16 protein-coding genes are annotated in these 26,943 nt (G+C 70.5%); 2 read left to right on the forward strand and 14 right to left on the reverse strand.

The features are described 5' to 3' along the window. Positions 1-170 precede the first annotated feature (170 nt). Complete coding sequence (locus PARN5_RS22665) at positions 171-1,271, forward strand: glycosyltransferase 61 family protein (protein WP_018001505.1); 1,101 nt, start codon at positions 171-173, stop codon at positions 1,269-1,271. Between the two features lie 490 nt (positions 1,272-1,761). Here the strand turns inward: PARN5_RS22665 and PARN5_RS22670 are convergent, their stop codons facing one another. From PARN5_RS22670 to rocF, 6 genes are all read right to left on the reverse strand, one after another. Next, positions 1,762-2,643 (reverse strand): universal stress protein, encoded by an 882-nt coding sequence (locus tag PARN5_RS22670; protein WP_018001506.1) that lies wholly within the window; start codon positions 2,641-2,643, stop codon positions 1,762-1,764. Continuing rightward, positions 2,640-4,112 carry an amino acid permease gene (locus PARN5_RS0119780; RefSeq protein ID WP_026155594.1) on the reverse strand — a complete coding sequence of 491 codons (1,473 nt, stop codon included), beginning with the start codon at positions 4,110-4,112 and terminating at the stop codon, positions 2,640-2,642. The genes PARN5_RS22670 and PARN5_RS0119780 overlap by 4 nt, the downstream gene beginning before the upstream one ends. A gap of 35 nt (positions 4,113-4,147) precedes the next feature. Further along, positions 4,148-4,849, reverse strand: a complete 702-nt coding sequence (locus tag PARN5_RS0119785; RefSeq protein WP_018001508.1) for a hypothetical protein — start codon at positions 4,847-4,849, stop codon at positions 4,148-4,150. Then, positions 4,846-5,973, reverse strand: coding sequence for an o-succinylbenzoate synthase (menC, locus tag PARN5_RS0119790; RefSeq protein WP_018001509.1), 1,128 nt, complete (start codon positions 5,971-5,973; stop codon positions 4,846-4,848). The genes PARN5_RS0119785 and menC overlap by 4 nt, the downstream gene beginning before the upstream one ends. A 62-nt stretch (positions 5,974-6,035) precedes the next feature. Beyond that, positions 6,036-7,094 (reverse strand): ornithine cyclodeaminase, encoded by a 1,059-nt coding sequence (locus PARN5_RS0119795; RefSeq protein WP_018001510.1) that lies wholly within the window; start codon positions 7,092-7,094, stop codon positions 6,036-6,038. 8 nt (positions 7,095-7,102) lie between these two features. Further along, entirely contained in the window at positions 7,103-8,029 is a 927-nt protein-coding gene (rocF, locus tag PARN5_RS0119800; RefSeq protein WP_018001511.1) for an arginase, read from the reverse strand. A gap of 109 nt (positions 8,030-8,138) precedes the next feature. On the opposite strand from rocF, the gene PARN5_RS0119805 reads away from it, so the two are divergent. After that, positions 8,139-8,567, forward strand: a complete 429-nt coding sequence (locus PARN5_RS0119805) for an Lrp/AsnC ligand binding domain-containing protein (protein ID WP_018001512.1) — start codon at positions 8,139-8,141, stop codon at positions 8,565-8,567. A gap of 5 nt (positions 8,568-8,572) precedes the next feature. Here PARN5_RS0119805 and PARN5_RS22675 read toward each other — a convergent pair whose 3' ends face one another. From PARN5_RS22675 to PARN5_RS23025, 8 genes are all read right to left on the reverse strand, one after another. Next, positions 8,573-10,462: a serine/threonine-protein kinase gene (locus tag PARN5_RS22675; RefSeq protein WP_018001513.1), complete on the reverse strand. Its 1,890-nt coding sequence runs from the start codon at positions 10,460-10,462 to the stop codon at positions 8,573-8,575. 2 nt (positions 10,463-10,464) lie between these two features. Beyond that, positions 10,465-11,220 carry a protein phosphatase 2C domain-containing protein gene (locus PARN5_RS22680; RefSeq protein ID WP_018001514.1) on the reverse strand — a complete coding sequence of 252 codons (756 nt, stop codon included), beginning with the start codon at positions 11,218-11,220 and terminating at the stop codon, positions 10,465-10,467. A gap of 4 nt (positions 11,221-11,224) precedes the next feature. Beyond that, complete coding sequence (gene tagF, locus PARN5_RS23020) at positions 11,225-11,899, reverse strand: type VI secretion system-associated protein TagF (protein ID WP_018001515.1); 675 nt, start codon at positions 11,897-11,899, stop codon at positions 11,225-11,227. Next, positions 11,878-15,495 (reverse strand): type VI secretion system membrane subunit TssM, encoded by a 3,618-nt coding sequence (gene tssM / locus PARN5_RS0119825; protein WP_018001516.1) that lies wholly within the window; start codon positions 15,493-15,495, stop codon positions 11,878-11,880. The genes tagF and tssM overlap by 22 nt, the downstream gene beginning before the upstream one ends. Continuing rightward, entirely contained in the window at positions 15,492-17,162 is a 1,671-nt protein-coding gene (tssL, locus tag PARN5_RS22690) for a type VI secretion system protein TssL, long form (RefSeq protein WP_018001517.1), read from the reverse strand. The genes tssM and tssL overlap by 4 nt, the downstream gene beginning before the upstream one ends. Beyond that, positions 17,162-18,496: a type VI secretion system baseplate subunit TssK gene (gene tssK / locus PARN5_RS0119835; protein ID WP_018001518.1), complete on the reverse strand. Its 1,335-nt coding sequence runs from the start codon at positions 18,494-18,496 to the stop codon at positions 17,162-17,164. Before tssK ends, tssL begins: the two co-directional genes overlap by 1 nt. Before the next feature lie 79 nt (positions 18,497-18,575). Continuing rightward, on the reverse strand, positions 18,576-24,692 hold the full coding sequence (locus PARN5_RS0119840; RefSeq protein ID WP_157404107.1) for a hypothetical protein: 6,117 nt from the start codon (positions 24,690-24,692) through the stop codon (positions 18,576-18,578). Positions 24,693-24,809: 117 nt separating this feature from the next. Then, positions 24,810-26,942 carry a M23 family metallopeptidase gene (locus PARN5_RS23025; protein ID WP_051071065.1) on the reverse strand — a complete coding sequence of 711 codons (2,133 nt, stop codon included), beginning with the start codon at positions 26,940-26,942 and terminating at the stop codon, positions 24,810-24,812. Between the last annotated feature and the right edge of the window lies 1 nt (position 26,943).

The raw sequence follows: 26,943 nt of genomic DNA on the forward strand, positions 1-26,943 counted from the left end.
AATACGGGTTCGGCGGGAAATGATCGCGCCTTTGCCGCGACGCCATCCCCCGAACCGGAACGATTTCCCCGCAAGCGGGTCGCCAGGCCAGCAGCGGCGCGGCTTGCTTCGGACGGCGGCGCATGGTCTTAAGGGCCATAACCCTGACGTGACCCTTTGCAGAGCTGAACATGATTCACGAACCCCTTCCCGATGGCGGCTGGTCGCGGCAGATCCTGCACCTGCGCGACGCCCTGATCTGCCCGGCCGAGACGCATCAGGACATCCCCGGCGTCTGGTGCGACGGCGACGTGGCCGAGGCGACGACCTGGCGCGACGGCGCCCGGGTGACGCCGCCGCTGACCGAGGCGCCCGAACCCACCACCGCGCTTGCCGGACGGCATCTCTGGGCCGGGATCTATTTCGGCCATTTCGGCCATTTCCTGGTCGAGACCCTGTCGCGGCTCTGGGCGGCGCGCGCCGAGGGGGTGGAAAGCGTCATCTTCACCCCGCGCCACAGCCGGCTGCGCGACTTCGTCTCTTACCAGAAGGAGCTGATCGAGCTGACCCTGCCCGACCTGCCGGTCCGCATCCTGCGCGAACCGACGCGGGTCGAGGAGCTGGTCGTCGCCGGCCAGGGCTTCGGCCTGGGGCGGATCTCGGCCGGGACCGAGGAGTTCCGCAGCTTCATCCGCGACGCCTTTGCCCAGATCGAGCCGGGCGGGCTGGAAAACGTCTATGTCTCGCGCACCCGCTTCGGCGGCAAGGGCGGCATCATCAACGAACAGCTGGTCGAGGACAATCTGACCGCCCAGGGCTATACCGCCGTCTACCCCGAGAAACTGTCGATCCGCGAGCAGCTGTCGATCTTCAAGGGCGCCAAGCGCATCGTCGGGCTGGACAGCTCGGCCTTCCACATGCTGGGCTTCGTCGCCAATCCCGACCAGCAGGCCTGCATCATCCTGCGCCGCAACCATCCCGCCTATCATCATATCGTCGAGCATCTTGCCGGCTTCACCGGCCGCCGGCCCGAGGTCATCGACGAGCTGGTCGCCGACTGGATGCCCGAGCGGCAGAAGATCGCCAACCACGTCACCTGGGGCGAGCTCGACCAGCCGCGCCTGGCGCAGCGCCTGGCCGAGCGGGGGTTGATCGCCGACGCCGGCCTGTGGCGGGATGCGACGCCCGAGGAATTCGACGCCGCGGTCCAGCGCGCGGCCGAGCGCAGCCAGGAGCCGCTGGTGCGCCGTCCGACCGTGCGCCGCCCGGCCAAGGCCCCGGCAGCCGAGTGATCGGCCCGGTCCGTCCTGCCGCGAAGCTCCCGCAAAAGGGTTGCGCCTTCCCTTGAACAGGCCGGCCCGTCGCGGCTGACACCGCCCATGTGCAGGCCGGATTGCCATGGCGCAGCATCGCCTGGCGCGGCTGCGGATCGAAGTTCGGCCGCTTGCTGATGGTGCCGCCCGGCCCGCCCGGCACCACCTGCCCAGTGAGGCCGGGCCGCGCAGCACCTCGAACCGCTCCATGCCGAAGGGCGCGGCCGAGGGCTGGCCGGCGCGGGACATGCCGGTGCCGACCTTCAGCCCGTCGGGATGGTTCGCGCCCCAGCCGTTGAAGCCCCGGATCGAAAAGCCGCTGTCCGAGCTGGCCGAAAAGGACGGATCGACCCGGATGCCGGGAACATTGGCCGCTGCCTGCGCCCGTTCGCGACGCCACCGCGCTGGAGGATCTGCGCGCCCGCCACCCGGCTTGGCAAGAGGCTCACGCCGGCGCGATTGTCGATGCTCAGGCCGTCAGCCTTGGCACGATCATGCGCGGCACCGGGGCGTGGCGCAGGATCTTGCCCGAGTTCGAGCCGACAAAGACCCGCATCAACCCGCCAAGCCCGCTGGAGCCGATCACCAGCAGCTCGTCCGGCCTCCAGTCCAGCGCGCCGACCGCCTGGCGCCAGTTGCGCCCGTCGCCCAGAACGCATTCCGGCAAGGCCTTGTCCGGCCAGTCGGCGCGGATGCGGTCGTGCAGGGCATGGGCCTGGCGGCGGAACTGGTTCGCGACCAGGTTCTCGGCGTCATAGCCCGCGTCGCTGGGATACATCTGCCGGTCGCGCACGATGAAGGTGGCCAGCCGCAGGGGCGCGCGGAATCCCGCCGCGATCTGGCCGGCGCGCCGGGCCAGGGCGACGGAATGCTCCGAGGCCGAGATCGCGCAGGTCACCCGCGACACGCCGCCCGACCGCGCGTCATAGCCGCGCGGTGCCAGCGCCACCGGCACCTGGGAGCTGCGCAGGATCTCGCTGGCGACGACGCCTTCCTGGAAGCGCGCCATCGGCGCCTTGCGCGACGAGCCCAGCACGATGGCATCGGCGCTGACTTCATCGGCCAGCGCCAGCAGCCCGGCGGCGGTCGAGGCGCCGTGCCGCGCCAGGTATTCCGCCGGCACGTCAGGCGGCATCGCCGCCCGCGCGGCGGCCAGGGTGCGCGCGGCATGGCGTTCCAGGAAGGCGGCATATTCGGCATCGACCATCGCCGGCGAGGGATGGTCCCAGGTCTGCGGCAGGATCACCGCCGCGACCACCCGGCCACCCGCCGCCCGCGCCAGCGTGGCGGCCAGCCGCAGCGCCTCGGCCCCGCCCTTGTCCGCCGAGTGACCGACCAGGAACGTCTTCATTCCGCGGCATCCATCACGGCATCCCCGCCCCGCTCGAGCGCGGAGTTCCGCGCCGAATAGGTCAGGTAGAGCACCGCCGCCAGCACCGCCCAGATCGCCGTCAGCTTGAAGACGATCGAGGACAGGCTGGAGATCAGGTAGAGGCAGGAGACGATGCTGAGGATCGGCAGCAGCGGGAACAGCGGCACGCGAAAGCCGCGATGCGCGTCGGGCCGCTGATAGCGCAGGATGATGACCCCGGCCGAGACCACGGTAAAGGCGACCAGCGTGCCCATCGAGGTCAGGTCCCACAGCACCGCCGAGGGCAGGAAGGCCGCGATGGCCGCGACGCAGCAGGCCACGATCACGGTGTTCGCGGTCGGTGTCAGCGTATGCGGGTTCACCCGCGAAAAGATCGGCGGCAGCATGCCGTCGCGCGACATGGCGAAAAGCACGCGGGTCTGGCCGTAAAGCACCACCAGCGTCACGGAAAAGACCGAGACCACCGCCCCCGCCGACAGGATCACCGAGGGAATGGCCGAGCCGGTGACGTTCTGCAGGATCACCGACAGCCCGGCCTCCTGCCCCTCGAAGGCGGCTTGCGGCTGGGCGCCCAGTGCCGCCAGCGCCACCAGCAGGTAGAAGCTGATGACGATCACAAGCGCCAGGATGATCGCGAGCGGCAGGTTGCGGCGCGGGTTCTCGACCTCTTCGCCGGCGGTCGAGACCGCGTCCAGCCCGACGAAGGTGAAGAAGATCGACCCCGCCGCGGCGCTGACCCCGGCAAAGCCGTGCGGGGCAAAGGGCGCCATGTTCTGCGGATCATAGGCCGTGAAGGCGATGGCGATGAACAGCGCCAGCACGCCCAGCTTGACCAGCACCATGATGGCATTGGCCCGTGCCGATTCCCGCGAGCCGCGCGTCAGCAGGATGCAGCACAGGAACACCAGGATCGCCGCCGGCAGGTTGATGATGCCGTCGCCGCCGAAGCGCAGCGCATAGCCCTCGGCCACCAGGGGCGCGTGCAGCAGGGCGCGGGGCAGTTCCAGCCCGGTGGTGATCATCAGCAGGTTGTGCAGATATTCGCTCCAGCCGACCGCGACCGCGCCGGCCGAGACGCCGTATTCCATCACCAGGCAGGCCGCGACCATGAAGGCCAGCCCCTCGCCCAGGGTGGCATAGGCATAGGAGTAGCTGGACCCCGAGACCGGGATCATCGAGCTCATCTCGGCATAGCAAAGCGCGGTCAGCCCGGCCGCCAGGCCCGCGATCAGGAACGAGACCAGCACCGCCGGACCCGCGACCGGCACCTGCTCGGCCAGGACGAAGAAGATGCCGGTGCCGATGGTGGCGCCGACGCCGAACATGGTCAGCTGGAACAGCGTGATGCTGCGGCGCAACTCGCCATCATGCGCCTGCGACTGGATCACGAATTGCTCGACCGGCTTTCGCCGCATCAGGCGCTGTCCTAGGCTTGGCATCTCGGCCATCTGTTCCTCCCTGCTTGTGCTCGCGGCGCCGGGCCTCAGCCCAGCCAGTATTCCGCCTTTTCGGTATCGAAGCCGGTGACGCCCAGACCGGCGGCGAAACCTTCGGTCAGCGCCGCGCGCAGTTCCATGCGCGCCGCCAGCGCCTGGTCGGGCGCCGCCCGCATCAGCGCGTCCAGGTCGCGCGGGATCGGCACGCGGCGGGCGACCGTTGGCGCGGGCGCGGCAGCGCCTTCGGCGCGGGCGGCCACGCCGGGGCTGTCCAGGTGCCAGTCCAGCAGCAGCCGGTCCGAGGGCAGCCCGGCGTTGATCCCCTCCATCGCGCCGTAGTAATCCGGCAGATAGGTGGTCGAGACGCCCCCCAGCGCCGCCACGTTCAGCCCGGCATTGACCGCGCGCAGCGGGTCATAGGTCCAGCGCACGAGCCGGATGCCGCGCCTGAGACACCAGTCGCGCTGGAACCATTTCAGCCGCAGCCCCAGGCGCAGCCCGCGCGCCCGGCGCAGCACCGCCAGCCGGTGCGAATGCTGCACCCCCGGCGTGGCCGAGGGAAAGGCGAAGAGAAAGCCCAGCATGTCCGCGCCGTCGAAGGCGCCAGCGACCAGCCCCCCTTCGTGCTGGATCGCCAGCATCAGGTCGGCATTGTCGGCCGGGTCGCCCTCGCCCCAGACCGCGCGTTGCAGATCCTCCGAGCGTTTCAGCTCGGCCAGCCCGTCGAGTTCGCGGATCGCCACCGTCATGCGGCAAACACCTCGGGCGCGTCGCCGACCTGGGCGAGATGGGCGCGGTCCAGCGTGACGCCCAGGCCCGGCCCGTGGCGCGGCACGGCCATCAGCCCGGCCTCGGCCTCCAGCGGCTGTTCGACGATGTCGCGGCGGAAATACCGGCTGGAGGACGAGGTATCGCCCGGCTTCGAGAAGTTCGGCAGGCTCGCCAGGTGGATGTTCTGCGCCCGGCCGATGCCGGATTCCAGCATGCCGCCGCACCAGACCGGCACGTCGAAGGCCGCGCAAAGGTCGTGGATGGCGCGGGCCTGGGCAAAGCCGCCGACGCGCCCGACCTTGATATTGACCACCCGCGCCGCATCCGCGACCAGCGCCCGCCGCGCATCGGTGGCCGAGCGGATGCTTTCGTCCAGGCAGATCGCCGTCAGCATCTGCGCCTGCAGGCGGGCGTGGTCCTGGATGTCGTCATGGGCCAGCGGCTGCTCGATATAGTCGAGGCCGAAGGCGTCCATGGATTTCAACAGCGGCAGGTCGCCCAGCCGGTAATCGGTATTGGCGTCCACGGTCAGCCTGGTGTCGGGGAATTCGGCGCGGACGGCCGCCAGCAGGGCCGTGTCATGGCCGCGCCTGATCTTCAGCTTGACGCGGCGATAGCCGGCCTCCACCGCGACCCGCACCCGGCCGAGCGTGGTCGGGATGTCGGCGATGCCCAGGCTGACGCCGACCTCGACCGCATCGCGCACGCCACCAAGCGCTGCCGACAAGGGCAGGTTCAGCGCCTTGGCCCACAGGTCCCACAGCGCCATTTCCACCATGGCCTTGGCCATGCGATGCCCGCGCCAGGGGTCCAGCAGCGCCGCCAGCGCCGCCGGGCTGTCGAAGCGGCGGCCGACCAGTTGCGGCAGCACCGCCTGGCGCAGAAAGGCCAGCGATCCGGGCAGGGTTTCTTCCAGGTAATCGGGCAGCGGGTCCATGACGCCCTCGGCGTAGCCCTCCAGCCCTTCGCCGCGCAGCACCAGCAGCGGGAACAGCTTTTCCGTCATGGTGCCGGTCGAGATCACGAAAGGCGTCAGCAGGGGCAGGCGCACCAGCCGAAGCTCGGCCGCGTCGATGCGGATGCCGGGGAAAACGGGCGTCATGGAAACCTCCGGGGACATGATGGGGCGCGTTTAGCGGCCCCATGGGCGGGGCCGCAAGCGCCTCAGGCGGCCTTGGCCGCCTCGGCCCGCAGGATCATGCCGAAAAGGTCGCGCGGATCGTCCGGGTCGGCGATCATGTCGAGCCGCTGGAACAGGCCCGATTCCTTCAGCCGCGAATGGACATAGCGCAGCGCCGAGAAATCCTCGATGGCGAAGCCGACGCTGTCGAAAAGCGTGATCTGGCGCGCATCCGTGCGGCCCTGCGCCTGCCCGGCGATGACCTGCCACAGCTCGGTCACCGGATGGTCGGGGGAAAGCTGCTGGATCTCGCCCTCGATCCGGGTCTGCGGCGGATATTCGACGAAGATCCCCGAGCGCAGAAGAATGTCGCGGTGCAGCTCGGTCTTGCCGGGGCAGTCGCCGCCGACCGCGTTGATATGGATGCCGCTGCCGACCATGTTGTCGGTCAGGATGGTGGCATATTGCTTGTCGGCGGTGCAGGTGGTGACGATCTGTGCCCCCATGATCGCCTCTTCGGCCGATTGGCAGGGCACGACCTTCAGCCCGCGACCGGCAAGGTTGCGGGCGCATTTCGCCGTCGCGCCCCGGTCGATGTCATAGAGCCGGACCTCGGAGACGCCGCAGATCGCCTTGAACCCCAGCGCCTGGAATTCGGCCTGCGCGCCGTTGCCGATCATCGCCATGGTGGTCGCGCCCTTGGGCGCCAGCCATTTCGCCGCCATGGCGCTGGTCGCCGCCGTGCGCAGCGCGGTCAGGATGGTCATTTCCGACAGCATCAGCGGATAGCCGGTCGCCACATCGGCCAGAAGCCCGAAGGCCGTCACCGTCTGCAAGCCCTGCCGCGTGTTCGAGGGATGGCCGTTGACGTATTTGAAACCATAGGTCTCGCCGTCCGAGGTCGGCATCAGCTCGATGACGCCGATGTCGGAATGGCTGGCGACGCGGGGCGTCTTGTCGAACAGCGGCCAGCGGGCAAAGTCGCGCTCGATCTCGGCGGCCAGCTCGGCCAGCATGGTCTCGACGCCGACATGCAGCACCAGCCGCATCATGTTCTCGACGCTGACGAAGGGGACATAGGCGGTTTCGGAAGGTTTCAGCATTTGGATACTCAGTGAAAGCTGCGGGTGGGGCGGTCAAAGACCCGGCGGCCGAAAAGCGATCCGGCCAGGTCCACCATCAGCCGCGCCGTGCGGCCGCGCTCGTCCAGGAAGGGATTCAGTTCGACCAGGTCCAGCGACGTCATCAGCCCGGATTCGTGCAGCAGTTCGCAGACCAGATGCGCCTCGCGGAAGGTGGTGCCGCCGGGGACGGTGGTGCCGACGGCGGGCGCGATGGACGGGTCGAGGAAATCGACGTCCAGCGACACATGCAGCATGCCGTTTTCCGCCCGCACCCGGTCGAGGAATTCGCGTAAGGGCGCGACGATGCCGCGTTCGTCCAGCACGCGCATGTCGTTGACGACGATGTCGGTTTCGCGCAGCGCGGCCAGTTCGGCCTCGTCGACCGAGCGGATGCCGAACATGCAGATGTTCTGCTGCGGCACCGGCGCCGGGAAGGGCGGAAAGGCATCGAAGCCCGGCCGGCCGGCGATATAGGCGACGGGCGTGCCGTGCAGGTTGCCGGATTCGGTGGTCAGCGGCGTGTGGAAATCGCTATGCGCGTCCAGCCACAAAAGGAACAGCGGACGCGAGGCCGCGGCGGCATGTTCCGCCGCCCCCGCGACCGAACCCAGCGCCAGGCTGTGATCGCCGCCCAGCACCACCGGCATGCCGCCCGCGCCCAGCACGCCTGCCACCCGCTCGCGCAGGGCCGCGGTCCAGGCCAGGGTCTCGGGCAGCTGATCCACGGCGGGGTTCGGGCATTCGGCCTGCGGCAGGTCGGCCAGCGCAACATCGCCCAGGTCCGTGACCGCGTGGCCCAGTTCGGCCAGCACCCGCTCGATGCCGGCGACGCGATAGGCGGCCGGCCCCATCAGGCAACCGCGGCGGCGCTGGCCAGAGTCGATGGGCGCGCCGACAAGGGAAATTCTGCTCATTCCGCTCTCCTTCTTCGATGGAAATTCCTGCCGCCTGGTGGTGACTTCAACCGGATCTTTGGCTAATTTGCGCAGCAGTTCAACCAAACTGGCATGTAGGGCCGCCATTATGGACGATCTCGACCACGGGCTGATCGCCGAGTTGCGCCGCGACGGGCGGGCGCCGATTTCCGAGCTGGCCGAGCGGCTGCGGGTCAGCCGCGCCACGGTGCGCAGCCGGCTCGAGCGGCTGAAGGCGGCGGGCGAGATCGCGGGCTTCATCGTGCTGACCCGCGCGGATGTCTCCGAGGCGCCGGTGCGCGGGCTGATGATGATCGGGATCGAGGGGCGCGGCAGCGACCGCATCACCGCGCGGCTGACCGGCATGCCGGCGGTGATGGCGGTGCATGCCACCAACGGCCGCTGGGACATGATCGTGGAACTGGCCACGGAATCGCTGGCGGAACTGGACGAGGTGCTGCGCCGGATCCGCAACCTGGAGGGGGTGGTGTCCTCGGAGACCAGCCTGCTTCTGACGACGCGCCGGGCCGGGCGCTGAGCCGTTCAGGGGGCCATGATCGGCTGCACCGCGACCGAGGCGGCCTGGCCGCCGGCGCGCAGTTCCTCCAGCACCCGGGGCAGCAGCTGCGCCGCCGGCGCGCCGGAAGGCGCGGCCGCGACCGCCGCCAGCGGCGCCTCGGTCGCCAGCGCCACCAGCAGATAGGTGCCGGGCGCCTGCCCGCCCAAGGACAGCGCAAAGCCGAAGTCGCGCGCGCCCTCGCCCGGCGCGGCCAGCTGCGCCGACAGGTCATAGACCTCGCCCGTGGGCGGCACGATCCACAGCCACAGGTTGCGGTCCCGGCCCGCCTCGACCGCGCCGCGGATCTGCAGCTGCTGGTCGCCGGCGCTGGCCTCGGCCCGCAGCAGCAAGGGCGGCGCCGGGCGGCCCGAGATCTCGCGTAGGAAGTCCAGCGCCGGGCATTGCGCCGCGCTGGCCGTCGCCTGCTGGACCGAGGGGCTGACCCCGAAGCGGCTGCCATAGGCCGCGACCACCGGCGCCGGTTGCAGGTCGCCCGGGCCGATGAATTGCAGCTGGCCGGCATTGGGACCGGCGGTGATGCGCTCGACCGTCGCGCAGGCCGGCAGCGCCTGCTCGGCCAGGAAGCCCTCGCGCGTCGAGGAGTCGCGCGGCGGCAGCCCGGCCGGCGTCGCGGCCGGGGCGTCGGGCGGCGTGACGGCGGGCTCGCCCGGGTCCAGCATCACCCAGCCAAGGCCGACGATCCCCGCCAGCAGCAGCGCCGCACCGCCGATCAGCGGCCAGCGCCGCGGTGCGGGTGCGGATGCGGGCGGCACCGGCGGCGCTTCGGCGGGTGGCGGCGGGGCCGCGCCGAAGGGGCTGGCGGAATGCGCCGGCCCGCTCAGGCCGGAGCCCAGGCCCGAGCCGGTCGCGACGCTGGCCTGGGCCTCGGCCAGCGGCTCGGCGGCGCTGTCCTGCCACAGCGGCAGGCGATAGCGCGAGGGGATGCGCGAGGGATCGTCGAGCATCGCCAGCACCGCGCCCATGTCGGCGGGCCGCAGCGCCGGGTCGGGTTCCAGCATGTGCTGGAGCAGCGGGAACAGCCGGTGCGAGATGCCGGACAGGTCCGGGATGGCCCCGCGCAGGGCCGAGGCCGAGACCACGGAATCGCCCATGTCCAGCGGCTTGCCGCGCGCCACGGCGGCGATCAGCAGCGCCAGGCCATAGACGTCGGTGCGCGGGCCGATCTCGCCGCCCCAATGGCCCAGCTGCTCGGGGGCGATATACTTGAACTTGCCGGCGAAACGCCCGGCCAGCCCGTCGCCCAGCTCGGTCGAGCGGGCGATGCCGAAGTCGATCAGCACTGCCTCGGCGATGCGGTCGTCGCGCAGGATCACGTTGTCGGGCGACAGGTCGCGATGGGTGACGCCGCTGTCATGGGCGCGCATCAGCCCGGCACCGATGCGGCGCATCAGCACCAGCACCTCGGGTTCGGTGAGCGCGCCGTCGGTCTTCAGCCGCGCGCCCAGGTGCCGGCCGTCGACGAATTCCATGATCAGGCAATAGCGGCCCAGCCCGGGGTCAAGGACGAAGTTGTGATAGCGCACGATGGAATCGTCGCGCAGCTGCACCAGCACCCGCGCCTCGCGCCGGAACATCTCCAGCACCGCCTTGTCGTCGGCGAGGCCCGGCAGGATGACCTTCACGGCCACCGGGTCGCCGGTAAAGACGTTCTCGGCGCGATAGACCTCGCCCATGCCGCCGGCACTGACCAGGCCGAGGATGCGGTAATTGTTGTTGATCAGCGTGCCGGGCTGGACCAGCCGCGGCTCGGGCGCGGCCGCGCCGGAACCGATCACCGTTGGATCGGCGGCCGAGGCCATGACCGTGGCGTCGGGCGGCGCGGGACGGGGGTCGTCGGGGTCCGGACCGGACATGGTCAGTCCAGCTCCTCGGCCAGGGTCGGCGGCGCCTGGCAATCGACCACGATCACGCTGACATTGTCGCGCGCGCCCCGCGCCAGGGTCTCGCGGATCAGCGCTTCGGCGACGCTGGCGGCGCGGCCGGCCTGGCCCAGCAGCCGGGCGATCTCGGCATCCTCGAAATGCTCGGTCAGCCCGTCCGAGCAGATCAGGAAGCGGTCGCGGTCCATGGCGAGTCCGGTCACCACCTCGGGCGCGGCGGGGTCGCCGACGCCGATGGCGCGGGTGATGACATTGCGGCGCGACGAGGCGCGGGCTTCGTCCTCGGTCATCTGGCCGGCGGCGATCAGCAGCGCCACCTCGCTGTGGTCGCGGGTCAGCCGCGTCAGCCGGCCGTCGCGCAGCAGGTAGACCCGGCTGTCGCCGGCCCAGACGCAGGCCAGCTCGCCCTCGTGCAACAGCAGCGCCGCCACGGTCGAGCCGGCGCCGCGCGCGCCGTTCCGGCCGGCGTGGTCCAGGATGCGGCGATTGGCGCGGTCGATGCGGGCAATGACGCGCGCGCGCTGGTCCTGGGCGCTGACCGCGACGCCGGTCGAGGCCAGTTCCTCAACGATCATGCCGCTGGCGACCTCGCCCGCCGCATGGCCGCCCATGCCGTCCGCGACGGCCCAAAGCCCGAATTCGGGCAGGGCGATGACGCTGTCCTCATTCTGGTCGCGCAGGCAGCCCCGGTCGGTCAAGGCGGCGAAATCATAGCGGAAATGCGTGTTCATCTCGTCATGCCTCGACCTCGTCCGGTGCCGCGCGGGCGATCAGCCAGCCCAGCTCGGCCACGCCCGGCCAGCCTTGGCAGCAGACCGCGCCCGACGGGCCGTCCCCGGCGCCGAACCACCAATAGCTGCGCGCGGCCGTGGCATGGGCATGGTCGGCCACCGCCAATTGCGCCAGCAGCCGCTCGGGCGGCAGCGCCGGATTGGCGGCCCAGAAGCCGGGCCAGTCCGGCACCGGCTGGCCGGGCGCGGGCAGCGCCAGTGCGGCGGCCGCCGCGCGCGGATCGAAACTGTCGGCGGCCAGCAGGCCGGCCAGCGCCGCCTCGGCCGCATCGTGGAAATCCTGGCCTGCCTCCAGCACCGGGGGCGCCCCGCCCGCCTGCGCCAGGGCCAGCGGAAAGCGCCGGCCGCTGCGGTCGCGCGACGGCGCCATGACGCCGCGCAGCGCCTGGCCCGCCCCGGCCAGCGCCGGGCCGATCCAGAACCGCACCACCGGCGCCGCATCGAAGCGCGCCTGCCAGTCCGGCCCCTGCGCCTCGCGCCATGCCCCCAGCGCCGCCTGCAACCAGTCCGCGAAACCCGGCCAGCCCTCGGCCAGCCCGGCCGAGATGAAATCGCCGAAGCCCGGATGCTTGCCGTAAAGCCCTGCCGCGCCGGCACTCAGTCGATGCTCTGCGGGCATTGGAAATCCTTGATCTCGGGCATGGTAAAGGGGTTCGCCACCGCGTTGATGGTGAAGTCATAGGTGATGTTGCGCCCGCCCAGCATGAAGGTGGCGCGCAGCGTGTCGCCGCGCTGCTCCTTGTAGCGGGCGGCGGCGAGGAACTGCATGAAGGTCCAGGAACTGCCCTCGAACCGCAGCACCGAGTCGCGCTCCAGGGGCGGCGACAGTTGCAGGATGGTGGACTTGCCCGCCCCCGGCCAGACCACGGTGCGCGGCATCGAGCCGGTCGCGGTCTCGACCACGGTGTCGTTGATGGCCAGGATCGCCGAACGCACGGTCGGATGCGCATCGACCTGCGCCACGGTGATCTCGACCGAAGGGCTGGTGCCGCCGCCCGCGAAAAAGGCGCGGCGGATGCGCTCGGCCCGCTCGAACTGGCGCAGGGTGGCGGTGGACAGGCGCTGCGCGACCTCCTTGTCGGCGCGCCAGCTCAGCCCCTCGGGCGTGCGCTCGACATAGGGCTCCAGGTATTCGGTGAAATACTTGTCCATCTCGCCCCCGGGTCCGAAGAAGCGGGCGAAATTGTCGATGGACAGGCTGCGCGAGCCGCTGCCGAAGGGATAGGCCGAGGCGATGGTGTCGCGGCACATGAAGGTGATGCGGTCGGTCAGCGCCCGGTTCATCACCTCGATCGAGGCATCCGAGGCGCCCGAGCGGAAATCGCCCTCGGCCTTGGTGACCATGCGCGCCAACGGGTCGGGCAGCTGCGAATTGTATTGCGTCAGCGAGTTCAGCAGCGTGGGCAGCGCGGCGGCGGACTGGTCGGGGTTGTGCTCGGCCAGGCGCAGGTTTTCCCAGACCGCGCCCAGGTTGCCCAGCAGCGTGTCGATGGGCCGCTTGCCCGGCTCTCCCGCGACCAGCAGCTGCCAGTTCTCGAAGGCTTTCGCGATGGCCTCGATGGGGGCGGTGACGCTGTTCGTCTCCTCCTCGGCCCCGGCGCCGGCGCGGCGCGCGGCCTTGCCCTGCTTGCGCATCGCCGCGTCCATCAGGATGCGCTGCACCCCGGACGAGCGCGACTGGATGCGCGAGGCCAGCGCATCGCCGATGCCGCCCGCCGTGCTGCCCTCGGCCTTGGTCTCGGCCTGCGCCTCGGGCAGCTCGCCCTCGAGCTGCTCGTATTCGCGGGTCAGCTGGGTCTGGTCGGCGACCGACTTGACCAGCTCCAGGATGGGCGAGTTCTGCGCCTGCGCCGCCGTTCCCAACGCGGCATATTGCGGCTTGTCGGCGACCATCGAGGCCAGCGTCAGGTTGTCCAGCACCTTGCCCCAGGCGGCGATGAATTCGGCGCGATAACGGTCCAGCAGGTCGCGGTCCAGCCGGGCCAGCCGGCCCTCGATCTCGTCCGAATTGGCGAAATCGCCCAGCACCCACTGGTCGCGGCGCAATTCCTCGCCCACCACGGCAAGCTGGTCGTAGAAATAGCCCCAGAAACCTTCATAGGTATAAAGCCCCGGCACGGTCATGGCCGCGATGTCGCTGCCGTCGCGGGCGGCAAAGACCTGCGTCGCGGCTTGGCCCCCCGCCGCCTGCACCAGCGCCCAGTCGGGCAGGCCGGCGGCCACGGCGCCGTCCTTGATGATGGCATAGGCCTGCTCGTCCAGCGGCAGTTGCGAGATCGCCGCCCGGGCCTTGTCCACCGTGGTCTGGTCCAGCGTCACCAGCAAATCGCGGCGGTCGTCCAGCGCCAGCATGGCCTTCAGGTGCCCGGCAAGCTGGTCGATCATCTCGAGGCCCGCGCGGCCGGGATAATCCTGCCGCCAGCTTTGCGCGAACCAGGCCTCGATGGCCGGGTCGTCGGTCGTCTCGCCCTGCTTGCCCAAGAGCAGATAGACCTTGAGCGCGCGATAGATCTCGGTCATCTCGCCCGAGGCGATGATCTCGGGCATCCGCCGTTCCAGGTCCAGGATCAGCCGCGGGCGCAGCATCCGCTCCAGCGCGTTGGAATAGCTGTCGGTCGCGACCTTGTTCAGCCGGTCGCGCTGGGACAGGCCGAAGCCTTCCCATAGGCTGGGCTGCTCGCTGTCGCCATAGCCGGCGGGCATCGTGGCGAGGTCGTTCAGCAGCGGCAGTACCGGGGTCAGGTCCGGGTCGTCGATCACGTCGCGCTGCAATTCCTCGGCGGCGGCGCGGCGCCAGTTCGTCGTCTCGGCCTCGGCGGTGCGGACCAGTTCGCGGTTCTTCCAGTAGCTGACGCCGATGGCGGTGCCGAGGCCCAGCGTCACCACCGCAATCGCCGCCAAGGCCACGCTGCGCAGCACCAAGGCGCGCCGCACCGCCTTGCGGTCATGCGAGACCCAGCCCTGTTCCGGGAACACCACGCCGTGCAGCATGTCGTGGATGAAGAAGCTTTTCCCGCGCCCCGACATGAAGCCCGAGCCGATGCCCATGCCCGGCTCCTGGATCGCGCCCAGCACCTGGTCGATGGGCGTGCCCTCTTGCGTGCCCGAGGTGAAGTAGAAGCCGCGCAGGATGGCGTTGGTCTTGTAGCGCGTCGGCTCGAACACCCGGCGCAGGAATGTCGCCACGCTGTCGCGCAGCAAGGCCATCTGTCCGGGCAGGCCGAAGATGGCGATGCGGGCGACGCCGTCGGGTTCCTCGGACAGCCGGTCGATGATCTCGTCCGACAGGCGAGAGACCAGGCGGTCGAACTCGGCCGGCACGGCCTCATGCGTGATCGCCTTGCGGTCGGCGGTCTGGAAGGTCACGCCCCAGACCAGCTTGCGGCGGTTCAGGCTGAAGCTGCTGAAATATTCGCGGAAACCCGCGATCAGGTCGGCCTTGGTGAACATCACATAGACCGGGAAGTCGATCTTCAGCTGCTCGTGCAGTTCCGCCAGCCGGGCGCGTACCGTCTCGGCATGGGCCTGAAGCGTGGCCGCGTCCTGCTGCATCATGTCCTCGACCGAGAAGGACAGGATCACGCCGTTGATCGGCCGGTTCGGGCGGGTGCGCTTCAGCAGGTCCAGGAAGGCGTCCCAGCTGGCCTTGTCGGCGACCTTGTCGCTGTCCTGCGTGGTATAGCGGCCGGCGGTGTCGATCAGCACCGCATCCTCGGCGAACCAGAAATCCATGTTCCTGGTGCCGCCGAAGCCGCTGATGGCCTGGGTCTGCGCCAGCGGGAAATCCAGGCCGGAATTCGCCAGCGCCGTGGTCTTGCCCGCGCCGGGCGGGCCGATGATGACATACCAGGGCAGGTCGTAGAGCGAGGCCGCGCCGCCGGATTTCTTCAGCACCGCCAAGGCTTCGGACATCTTCTCGGCCAGCGCCTTGCCATCGCCCTCGGGCTCGGGCGGCACCAGCGCCTGCTCGATGGCGCGGGCGGCACGGACGCGGCGGCGCCAGCGGATCAGCAGCACCGCCAGCGTCGTGGCCAGGATCAGCCCGATGACCAGCCCCCGCCAGAACACCGAGGCCAGGGGCGCCCAGCCGGTCATCGGCCCGCCGATCCAGACCGCCGCGCACAGCGCCGCGATGCCCAGCAGGGTCACGGTCCAGCGCCACCAGCCATGCTTGCTCCAGCGCGGGGTCGGGAGGTAAAAGCCCAGCAGTCTCAATTCGCGGCCTCCTGCGCGGCGGGGGCCTCGTATGTGCCCTCGCGCGCCAGCATGATCTCGACCCGGCGGTTGGCGGCCTGGCCCTCGGGCGTGGCGTTGTCGCCGACCGGATCGTCCTCGCCCCGCCCCTCGGTGGTGACGCGGGCGGGGTCTTTCAGCAGCGGTTTCAGCACCTCGGCCACGCCCTCGGCGCGGGCGGCCGAGATCTGGTAATTGTCCTTGAACCGGCCCCGGCCCGAGACCGGCACGTTGTCGGTATGGCCCTCGATCAGGATCGGGCCGGCCTCGGCATTCAGCACCTCGGCGATGCGCCCGGCCAGGTCGGCGAAGCCCGGCTTCACCGTGACCGAGCCCGAATCGAACAGTTGCAGGTTGCCGACGCGGATGGCGATATAGTCGCCCTTGGCCTCGACCCCGACGCGGCCGTCCGCGATCTCGGCCGCGAAGGCGTCGCGGATGCGTTGCAGCTGCGGGATCTCGGCGACATAGACCTCGCCCGGCGTGCGGTCGATCTGGATCACCGGCGCGTCCAGCGCCACGCCGCGCAGGTCCTCGGCCGCGACGGCGCCGTCGCGATTGATCAGCGTCAGCAGCGTCGCGAATGCGGCGACCAGCGCCACGGCGGCGATGCCCGCCACCGCCGGGACCGGGATGGCGCCGAAGCGGCGCGCCCGGCCCTGCACCACCGGCGCCCACATGACGGAAATATCCTCGTCCGGGCGCGGGTTCACGCGGCGCAGGCTTTCATAGATGGCGCTGCGGATGCGCGAGAGCTCCGCCGCGCCGTTCGGCATGGTGCGGAACTGGCCCTCGAAGCCCAGGGACAGGCAGACCAGCATCAGCTCCAGCAGGTTGTAGTTCTGCGCCGGGGCATAAAGCGCCTTCTCGGCCTCCTGGAAGAAGCCGACGCCGGAATCGCGCTTGTGGAAGAAACGCGCGACCATGGAATATTGCTGCCAGTTGCCGCGATCGGCGCCGGGCAGGTTCTGCACGATGTCGTCCGCGGTGCCGGACAGCGCATATTTCGCCACCAGCGCCTCATGCGGGTTGACGCCGTGCGAGAGCGCATTGCGCTCGAAACGGTCGATCTCGCGCGTGACATGCTCCATCAGCGGCGCGACCTGCAATTCGACCAGCCCGGTGCGCAGGCGTCCCAGCAGGATCAGCAGCGGCGCGGCGGCGGCGATCAGCGGGTTCGCGGAACTGGCCGCGCCCAGGTCGCGCACCTGCATCGCCTGCGCCTGCGGGATGCGCGGCGCGACGCGGGCCTGCGGGGCTTGCTGCGTGGCGATATCGGGAAAGAAGCCGCGCTGGTCCGGCCCCGCCGCCCGCCCGATCTGCGCGGGGTCGGCCGGGCCGAAGGGGCTGTGGCCGCCCTGCCCCGGCGGCTGCCAGCCACCGGGATAGCCCTGATGGCCGGGGGCGGGCTGCTGTGCTGCCGGGCGCGCCGGGCCGCCGATCCAGGTCTGACCCTCGGCCGGCTGGTTGCCCCAGCCCGCCCTGCCCGGCGCCTGGCCGAAGGGCGAGCCCGAGCCGCCGCCCGGGCCGCCGATGGCGGTGCGGCCGTCGCCGGGGCCGGGCGCCGGCCGCGACCAGTCCTGCGGACGCTGACCCGGAAGCGGGCCGCCGAAGACCGTCTTGTCGCCGTCGTCGTCCTTGCCCGCCATCACGACCTCTCGGGCACCGCCCACAGTTCCAGTTTCAGGTTCGGCCAGTCACCGGCGAAATGCATGCCGATGGCGGTCGCGGTCGAGAATTCACGCCACAGCGGCGAATTGCGCTCGAGCCGGAAATAGACGTTCGAGGACAGCACCCGGATCTGCCGCGGCGGGTTCGGCAGGTGCTGAAGCGCGATGCCGGGCAGGTTGTTGTTGACGATTTCCGACATGCGGGTGTTCGGGCCGACCTTGCACAGCTCGGGGAACTGCATCTGCACCTGCGACAGCGGCTTGGCGCTTTCGACCTCGATGATGAAACTGGCCTCGCGGAACAGGTTGCGATCCGCCACCGCCGCCAGGTAGGAGTTCTGCCGCACCTGCTGCAAGGGCAGCCGGATCGCCCGGCCCACGTCGCGCGACAGCAGGCGCTGGATGTCGGCCACGATCTCGCCGAAGCTTTCCTTGGGATTCTCGTGGTCATAGGCCGGGTAATCCGGCGCGTGGCGGCTGGCGCTGTCGAAGCTGGCGAGTTCCCCCGCCAGCGCGACCAGCTCGCGATACAGCGCCTCGGGATGCACGGCCAGGGTGCGGGACAGGTGGCGCAAGACGCCGATCTGGCGGTTCAGCACCATCAGCATCAGGTAGTCGCTGGCCTGCAAGCCGCCCCCGGCCGAGGGGTCGGTGGCATAGCGCGACAGGCTTTCCAGCCGCGCCTCGATCCAGCCGATGACGCGGGTCAGGTAGCCCATGACCTGCGGATGCGCGCCGATGACCAGCGAGGGCGGCGGAAAGGTCTCGTCCAGCGTCACCACGCCGTCGCGCACCTCGGCGATGCGGGCCAGGCGGATGTTCTGGTAGCCGGGGCGCGGGGTCTTGCGGATCGCGATCTCAAGCCGCGGCACGGCCAGTTCCAGCACCTGCTCGATCCGCGCCGAGGAGGCGCTGTCGCTGACCGTTTCCGTGACGATGCCCCAGCGGGTCGTCGCGCCCTCGTCCTCATAGGGGGCGGCGTCGCGCATGTTGGGGCTGGAATCGGGCAGGGTCAGCCAGACGAATTGCCCGGCCGCATCCTCGGGCACGCGCACCGGCACCGGCAGCGGCCCGGTGCCCGGCGCGTCGAAGGGCGTGCCGTCGGGCATGATCCCGGCCACGGCGCGCAGCGCGATCATGCCCTGCTGCGCCTGGTCGCGGTCCAGCACCAGCTCGCCCACGCCCCAAGGATAGGGGGTGATCAGCCGGGTGCGGGCCTGGACCAGATGCTCGTGATAGCGGTCGGCCTGCTGCAGATGCTGCGGCTGCAGGAACAGCCCCTCTTTCCAGGCGACCTTGCTGAACCAGGACATGCGACAGCGAACTCCCGTTCTCGTTGTGTCTTCCCGCGGCGGCGCGGCCAAACTAGCGACGCGCCGCCCGGGTGACCAGTCAGAATTGCCAGCGGAACTGGCCCGAGACGCCGACGCTGTCCAGCTGGTCGCCGAAACGGGCGTCGATCCGCGCACCGGCGCTAAGCTGACGGCCCCGCGCCTTGGGCCCCATCACCTTGATCCAGTTGGCGCCAACGCTGAGCTCGCCATAGGAGCCCAGGTTCTCGGTCGTCAGCGTCTCGGTGTTCTCCTCCGAGGCGAAAAGCGAGATCGTCGGATCGGCGAAATCCTTGTACCAGGTGCCGGTCGCGAAGGCGTAGAGCGCCGAATTGCGGCCGTTGTCGACGAAGGTCTTGGCCACGGTGGCGCCGGCGAAGCCGATCTTGCGGGTGCTGTCCTTGAAGATCAGCGTGTAATCCTCGTCGAAGCGGATCGAGTCGGTGGACAGCTTCGACCAGGCGAAACCCATGGTCGGCAGCACCGCCCAGCCGCTGTCCCCGATCGGGAAGCCGTAGCTGATCGAGCCGCTGAGCGTCTGGGTGTCCGAGGAGAAGTCGGTCTCGTCCAGGCCCAGGCCGGTATAGCCCGGCAGCGGCTTGTTCTCGATGGTGAAATCGGTGCGCTCGATGCGGTATTGCAGGTCGGCCTGGAACCGCCCCTTGGTCGCGGTGGCATAGAGCCCGGCGTAACGCTGCTCGAAATCGGTCGAGGTATAGGAGGTCAGGATCGAGGTCAGGTCCTGCGAGTTCGAGGGGTCGATGGCATAGACCGGCTGGCTGGTCGAGCCGCGGTTGATCCCGGCCAGCGCGCCGAAGGCCATGTTCCAGCCGCCGAAGCGGTTGTCGAAACAGGCCAGGTCGGTGCCGACCTGAAGGCCGTAGTAATCGGCGTTGACCTCGGTCTCGACATTGCTGATGCCGTTGTCGGTGCGGCCGCTGGCGGTGGCGTGACCGCCGATGGCGCGGCCCCAGCTGCCGATGCCGCAGGGCTTTTCCTGGTCCTCATAGGCCAGCGCGGTGACGAAGGGGCTGGTCGGGCGGTTCACCACCGAGCCGATCAGCGACTGCACCAGCGCCACGTTGCCGAAGATCGCGCCCATGGCCGGGTTCAGCTGGCTGACCAGCTCCAGGTCGCCCTGGCGGTCCGATCCGGCGCGCTGCACCGAATAGACGATGCGCTCGGACCCGGCGGGCAGGTCGCTGCGGGTATAGTTGAAGTCGTTGGCGCTGCCGAAGCTTTCGTCGACGTCGATCAGCGTCACCCGCGCCCCGCGCTGCGGCACGGTATCGCGGTCGGTCAGGTCGAAATCCAGGTGGTAATTGCCATGCGCCGCGCCGCCCAGCACCTCGATCCGGTCGGCGGTCATGGTGCGCAGGTTCAGGTCCAGCCGATAGGTGCCGCTTCCGTTCAGGCCGCCGACGCGCAGCACGCCCGCGGTGGAATGGTCGGCCATGTCGAGGGTGCCGCTGTTCGTGACCGCGCCCGAGACGCGGGCCTGGTTGCCCGCCACCTCGACCGTGCCCTGGTTCAGCAGCGCGCCGTCCAGCAGGCCGGCCAGCGCCAGCGTGGTGCCCGAACCGACCACGGTGCGCGCCGCCGAGACCTGGGCGCCGGCGCCGAGCGTGTAATCGGCATTCAGCCGCAGGTCGCGGCCGATGCTGGCGCCGTCGCGCAGGACCAGCGTGCCGCCGTCATAGATCAGGTCGCCGGTGACCGTGCCGGCCAGCGTCGCCCGGCCCGAGGTCGCCAGCGAGCCGTCCAGCGTGCCCGACTGGCTCAGCGTGCCGCGGTTGTCGAGATCGCCGGTCAGCCGGCCGTTCAGGAAGAAATTGCCGCCCGCCTGGTTCAGGATGCCGCCCGTCGCGGTCAGCCCGCTGCCGGCGACGATGCGCGCCGTCGCGCCGGATTCGTTGCGCATGCCGCCCGCGACGGTGGCATCGCCCCCGCGGGTGATGAAATTCCCGGCCTCGTTCACCAGCCCGCCGGCGAGGGTGCCGGCCAGGGTCAGGTCGGCGCGGTTGGTGACGGTGCCCTGGATGCGGCCGGCCCAGTCGGCGCTGCCGGTGTTCAGCACCGGGCCGGTGATGGTGCCGGCGCCCGCCAGCGTGCCGGCATTGACCAGCGCGCCCTGCAAGGTGCCGTCCACGGTCAGCGCGCCGCTGGCCAGGTTCTGGGCCGCGGCCGGCGCCCCTTGCGCGGCATCCGGGTCGGCCATGGTCAGCTGGCTGCCGGTGGCGATGCTGGCGGTGCCGGCGTTCAGGAACTCTTCGGTCGACAGCGTGCCCGCCACGTTCAGCTGCCCGGCCCGCAGGTTGCGCAGCGACTGGACGCTGCCGCCCAGCGTGGCGGTGCCGGCGTTTTCCAGCGTGCCGGCGATGGTGCCGGTGCCGGTCAGCCGGCCAAGGTTGCCGACATCGCCGGTGATGGTGCCGCCCGTCAGCGTGGCGGTGGCGCCGGCGCGGTTCGCAAGATCGGCCTGCAGCCGGCCGGCCAGGGTCAGGCCACCGCCGTTCTGCACCGTCGCGGCCGAGGTCAGCACGCCCGTCTCGGCGATCGACATGGTCTGGTTGTTGAAAAGCTGGCCGATGTTCAGCCGGGCGCCGGTCGTCAAGGTGCCGTCGTTGACCAGCCGCCCGGTGATGCGCCCGCGCCCGGTCAGCGTGCCGGCGCTGGCGATGTCGCCCTCGACCGTGCCGCCGTCCAGCGTCACGGTGCCGTGGTTTTCCACGAAGCCGTCCAGCGTGCCGGCCAGGCGCAGCCGGTCGTTGTTCACCATGCCGTTGTCGAGGCCGAGGCGGTGGCCCGCGCCGACCGTCACCCGCTCGTCATTGATCAGCGTGGCGACGCTCAGGTCGTCTTGCAACGCCAGCGTGCCGGTGTTTTCCAGCCGGTCGACCCGTCCCGCGATAGTGGCATCGCCGGCATTGGCCAGCGTGCCGCTGACGGTGCCGGTGCCGGTCAGGGTGCCGCCATTCTCCAGCCGCCCCGCCAGCGTGCCCCCCGCCAGCACGGCCGAGCCGCGGTTGCTCAGCGTGCCCTCGACCCGGCCGGCCAGCGTGGCGCGGTCGTTGTTGACCAGGGTGCCGTCGCCGCGCAACGTGCTGCCGGCGGCGACGTTCAGCACCTCGTCATTGACCAGCGAGCCCACGCGCAACGTGCCGCTGCTGGTCAGGGTGCCGGCATTGGTCAGCGCGCCCGTCACCCTTCCGGCCAGCGTGGCCGCGCCGTTGTTGGCCAGCGCGGCGATGGTGCCGTTGCCGGTCAGGGTGCCCGCGTTCGTCACCGTGCCGGCGATGGTGCCGCCGTTCAGCGTCGCGCTGTCGTGGTTGACGACATCGGCCTCGAGCCGGCCCGCGACGATCAGCTCGTTGCCGTTCTGCACCGCCGTGTCCGATTGCAGCGTGCTGCCCGCGGCCACGTCCACCAGGCCCGCGTTCTGCACCGAGGCGACACTCAGCCTGCCCTGCGAGATCAGCACGCCGGTGGCCGCGTTCTCCACCCCGCCCCCGACCCGCCCGGCCAGGGTGGCGCTGCCGGCATTGCTCAGCGCGCCGATGATCGTGCCGCTGCCCGAGGTCCAGCCCAGGTTGACGACCCGGCCGTCGACCGTGCCGCCGTTCAGCGTCAGCCGGCCGTTCGCCTGGTTCTGCACCATGCCGTTCAGCCGGCCGGCCACGGTCAGGCGGTCGCGGTTCTCGACCACGCCGGTCGCGGTCAGCACCCCGGCCGAGGTGATGTCGACGACCTCGTCGTTCACGACCCCCGCCACGGTCAGGCTGCCGTCCTGGGTCAGGGTGCCGGTATTGGTGACCGTGCCGGTGACCGTGCCGGTCATCTCCATGCTGCCGCTGTTCGTCACCCCGCCGGTGATCGTGCCGGCGCCTTGCAGGTTGCCGCTGTTCGTGACCGATCCGGCCACCGTCCCCGCCGCCAGCGTCGTGGTGCCCGAATTGTCAAGGTCGCCCGTCAACTGGCCCGAGAGATTCAGCTCGGCCTCGTTGTCCAGCGCCGTGGCCGAGGTCAGCGTGCCTGCGACCTCCATCACCCCGTCGTCGTGGTTGCGCACGCTTTGCGCCGTGGCCGTGGTGCCGGCGTCGATGGCAAGGGTGCCCTCGTTCGTCAGGGCGCGGACATTGTTCAGCGCGCCGCTGGAATCGGCATCGGTGGTGACATGCAGCTCGCCCCGATTGTCGAGGTCGTGGCCGCGCATGTCCAGCCCGGCCGAGACGGTGATGTCGCCGCTGGTATCGTTGGTCAGGTTGCCTTCGAGGAAGGAATCCTCGCTATAGGTGACGGTGCTGCGGTTCAGCAGGTCGCCGATGATGTCGACGTTGTTCACCGTGCCGCCCTCGTTGGCGAACAGGTCGGCGACGATGGTCAGCGTGTCCTCGGTGCCGTTGGTGCCGTCCACCCGGCCCGAGTTGGTGAAGATGCCATCGACGCCCAGGGTGACGCTGCCATTGGTGCCGTCCAGCGTCAGCTGGTTGCGGTTGGTCAGGTCGCCGTTCACCTGCGACGAGGAATTGACCAGCAGCGTGCCACGGTTGGTCAGGTTGCCGTTGACCTCGGCTCCGTCCAGCGTGACCGTGCCGCTGGCGTTGTTCTGGATGCCGGCGGCGCCGTTCACGGTCACGGTGCCGGCGATGTTCAGCGCGCTGTCGTTGTCGATGCGCTGGGTCGCGGTCAGGGTCTCGCCCGCGTCGACGGTGGCGGTGCCCGAATTTTCCAGCCGCTCGACCTGGAGGTCGCCGGTCAGGTTCAGGGTCTGGTTGTTGTCGAGCGTGCCCACCGAGCCGCGCGCGTTCAGGACGCCGTCGTTTTCCAGCGTGCCGGTGACGCTGCCGCCGTTCAGCGCCGTGGTCGCGCCGGACTCGTTCATCAGGTCGCCCGCGATCGTGCCGGCGATCGTGGCCCGGCCCCGGTTCACCACGCGCTGGTCGGCGGTCATGACATGGCCGGCACCGACGGTCATCGTGCCGGTGGCGTTGTTGGTCAGCTGCCCGACCCGGACGTCGCCCGAGGTGTTCAGGATATTGTCGTTCGTCAGCCGCCCCGCGACCTGACCCGCGATATTCATCGTCCCGGCATTGTCGACCCCGCCCGAGATCGCACCGTTCGCGCCCATGTTGACCGTGCCGGTGGCGCTGTTGTCCAGCCCGCCGCTGAGGCTGCCGTTGACGGTCAGCCGGTCGTTGTTCTGCAAGGCCCCGTCGGTGCTGGTCAGGCTATCGCCGCCGCGCACGGTGACCTGCTCGTCATTGATCAGCGTGCCGACGGTCAGCGCGCCGTCGGTGGTGACGCTGCCGGTGTTCTGCACCTCGCCCGAGACGGTGCCGCGGCCAGTCAGGCTGCCGGCATTGGTCAGATCGCCGTCTAGCGTGCCGCCTTCCATCGAGAGGCTTCCGTCGGCGTCATTGTCCATATCCGCCGCGATTTCACCTCGCAGAACGATGTCACCGCTGTTCTGCAGCGCATTGGCGACGCGGAGCCGGAGTCCATCCTGGACGATCAACTCGCCCCCGTCGTGATTCTCCCATTCGTCGGCCGAACTATCGCCCACCACATAGGTCTGGCCGTAATCGTCGACCCGGCCATTCACCGTCCCGAGGATATTCAGCCGGTCGTTGTTGCGCACATCCCCGGTGACCTCTCCGCGCAGGGCAAAGAAACCGTCGTTGACCACATTGCCGGCCAAAGCCCCCTGCCATCCCAGCGCCACCGTACCGGGACCGTCGATGTGGACGTCGCCGTCAACGTCGATGTCCAGCACCAACTCATGGCCGCTGCCGACCCAGAACTCCAGCGGGTCGCTGCCATTGGCATTCAACTCCCCGCCCCAAAATCCGTCGCGCCGCAGCCGGAAATCGCCGCCGTCGAGCCGCAGCCCCGCCGCCGTGACCGGCCCGCTGACCCGCATGGTGATCCTGCCGGAAGGCGAGCCGGTAATCACCCCGGTTTCATCCGCCGGCAGGTTGTCATGATCGCCGTCGGCATCAAGCCAGATCTGGCTGCTGTTCGACCAACCCTGGTCCACGCGCGAAAGATCCAGATCCATGTCCGCCCGGGCCGCCCCCGGCAGCGCGGCCAGCGAGATCAGCGCGGTGGTCGCGAAAAGGCGCGAGCGGGCGAAGCGCCGCAGCGGCAGGGAAATGGGCAATATGAAAACTGGCAGCATCTGAATTCACTTTTTGCGAAGGAATAATGTGGCACGCACGGAACTCTGCTTAACAGGGTTACTTTGGCCCGCCCGGCCTGCACAAGTCCCAACCGCCCCCTGCGGCGATTTTCGCGCTCAGCCGGGGCCTGGGCGCCGCATCCGGTCGACCTCGGCCACGAAGGCGCGCAGCGCGGCGGTCAGCGGCCGTGCCGGCATGGTCTCGACCGCCGCGACCGCGCCGCCGGGGCCGGACATGCGCCGCTCGGCCCAGTCGCGCAGTTCGGCCACCGTCCAGCGCCGCAGGAAGGGGTTCGCGGCCACCACCGCGCCGCCCATGACGCTTTCGACCGATTGCGCCGGGTCGGCCCGCAGCGCCAGGTCCGCGCCGCCCGGACCCAGGAAATGCGCCAGATACAGCCGCCCGGCCGAGACGGCATGGCCGCGCGCGCGCAGGAAGGCCTCGTTCTCCTGCGCGAGATGGCGCACCATCTGCCGCGACAGCGCCGCATCCAGCCGCAGGTCCAGCACCTCGCGCGGCGACAGGCTCGCCACCAGGTCGGGGCGATAGCTGCGCATCATCCGCAGCCAGGTGCTCTCGATGAACTGGCCAAGCCCGGTCGCGGTCGAGCGCGGGTTCTTCGCCGCCGCATCGCCGCCGCTTTCGACCCGGATGATGTGACCGATCAGCGTCTCGATGGAATCCGAGGCCAGCACCTCGCCCCCGCCGCCCAGGAGCGGCAGCGGGTCGACCGGCGTGCCGTCGCGCAGCAGTTGCAGCGCCAGCCCCGGCTCGGTCCGGCCCGGGGCAAGGCCTGCGCGGCCGATCACGGCGCCCTGCGCCAGCTCCGCCCCCTGCGCCACCTCGGGCACAAGGCCCATGTAGCGGCTGACCAACCCGCCGGGATGGGTGATCTCGACCAGCCCCGCGCCAAGCGCCGAGACCCGCCCGGCAGCGACCGCCAGCACCGGGCTGCCCTGCGGCGCGCTCCAGACCACCTGGCCGCGGCCCTCGGCCGCATTGCCCGGCACGAAGCGCTGCGACAGCACCCCGCCCACGGGTTGCAGCAGCGCCGCCCCCTCCGCGCGCCGGACCCGCGCGCCGGGGGCGTAGCATTCGAAACCCTCGGCCGCCGGCACGACATAGCAGGGCTTGTCGCCCGACGGCCCGCTGACGCCGACGAACAGCACCGCCCCCGGCCGTTCGGCGGCGGCATCGGCATAGATCAGCACCAGCCGGTCCTGCGCATCGGCGAAGCCGTCCAGGTCGAAGACCTGCGACATCAGCGCCAGCGCCTCGCCGATGACGGCGGGCGGCACGTCGCCGCGCAGCGCCGCGGAATAGATCACGTCCAGCAGCCGCTGCTGGCCCTGCGGCGGCGCGGCATCGCCGGCGCGCGCCATGGCGTCCTGCATCAGCGGCTGGTCGGCCCAGGCGTCGGCCGAGGCCGCCAGCTGCCCCGCCGCCGACAGCGCCAGCGAGCCGAGATAGCCCTGCGGACCATAGAGTGACAGCTGGATCACCTCGCGCCCGCCGTCGCGCGGCCGCCAGCGCAGCGCCAGCACCGTGCCGCGCGCCAGCTTGCCGTCCAGCGCAAGCTGGCTTTGCAGGCGCTCCTCGACCCGGGCCGCGGCCCCGGCATCGAAGCCGTTTTCCGCAAGCAGCGCCGCGACGGTGGTGTCGCGCGCGGTCTCCAGCACCATCTCGCGCCACAGCGGCGCCCGGTTCGCGGCATCGCGCAGGAACAGGACGCCCGCGCTGGCATCGGCCTGGGCCGGCACGGCAAGGCTGGCGTTCATCAGCCGCTCGCGGCCGCGCTCGGCCTGGAACAGCGCGAATTCCTCGCGCGTCGAGGGCAGCGCCGCCACCAGCTGCCGGTCCTGCGGCACCAGCGCGCTGTCCAGAAGCCGCACCCCCGCCGCCGGCCCCGGCACCCGCCCCGAGGCTGTCAGTGCCGGCGGTGCGGGCAGCCGGCGCGTCTCGGCCTCGGCGCCGTCGCCGGGCGGCGGGATGATGATCGGATCGCCGGGGATGTCGGTGAAGGTGTCGCCGCGCACCACCGGGGCGATGTCGAATTGCGATTCGACCTGCACCATGGCCGGCTCGGGCGCCAGCAGGGCCGAAAGGCGCGGCTGCAGGCTGGGCCAAAGCCAGGCCCCGAAGGCCGCCAGGACCAGCGCCGCCAGCGCGCCGCGCAGGGCGAAACCCCGGCGCCGGCGCCGGCGCGCGCCCTGGCCCATCTGGCGGAAACGGGGGTCGATGCCGGTCATG

This window comes from Paracoccus sp. N5, assembly GCF_000371965.1.
Classification (GTDB): Bacteria; Pseudomonadota; Alphaproteobacteria; order Rhodobacterales; family Rhodobacteraceae; genus Paracoccus.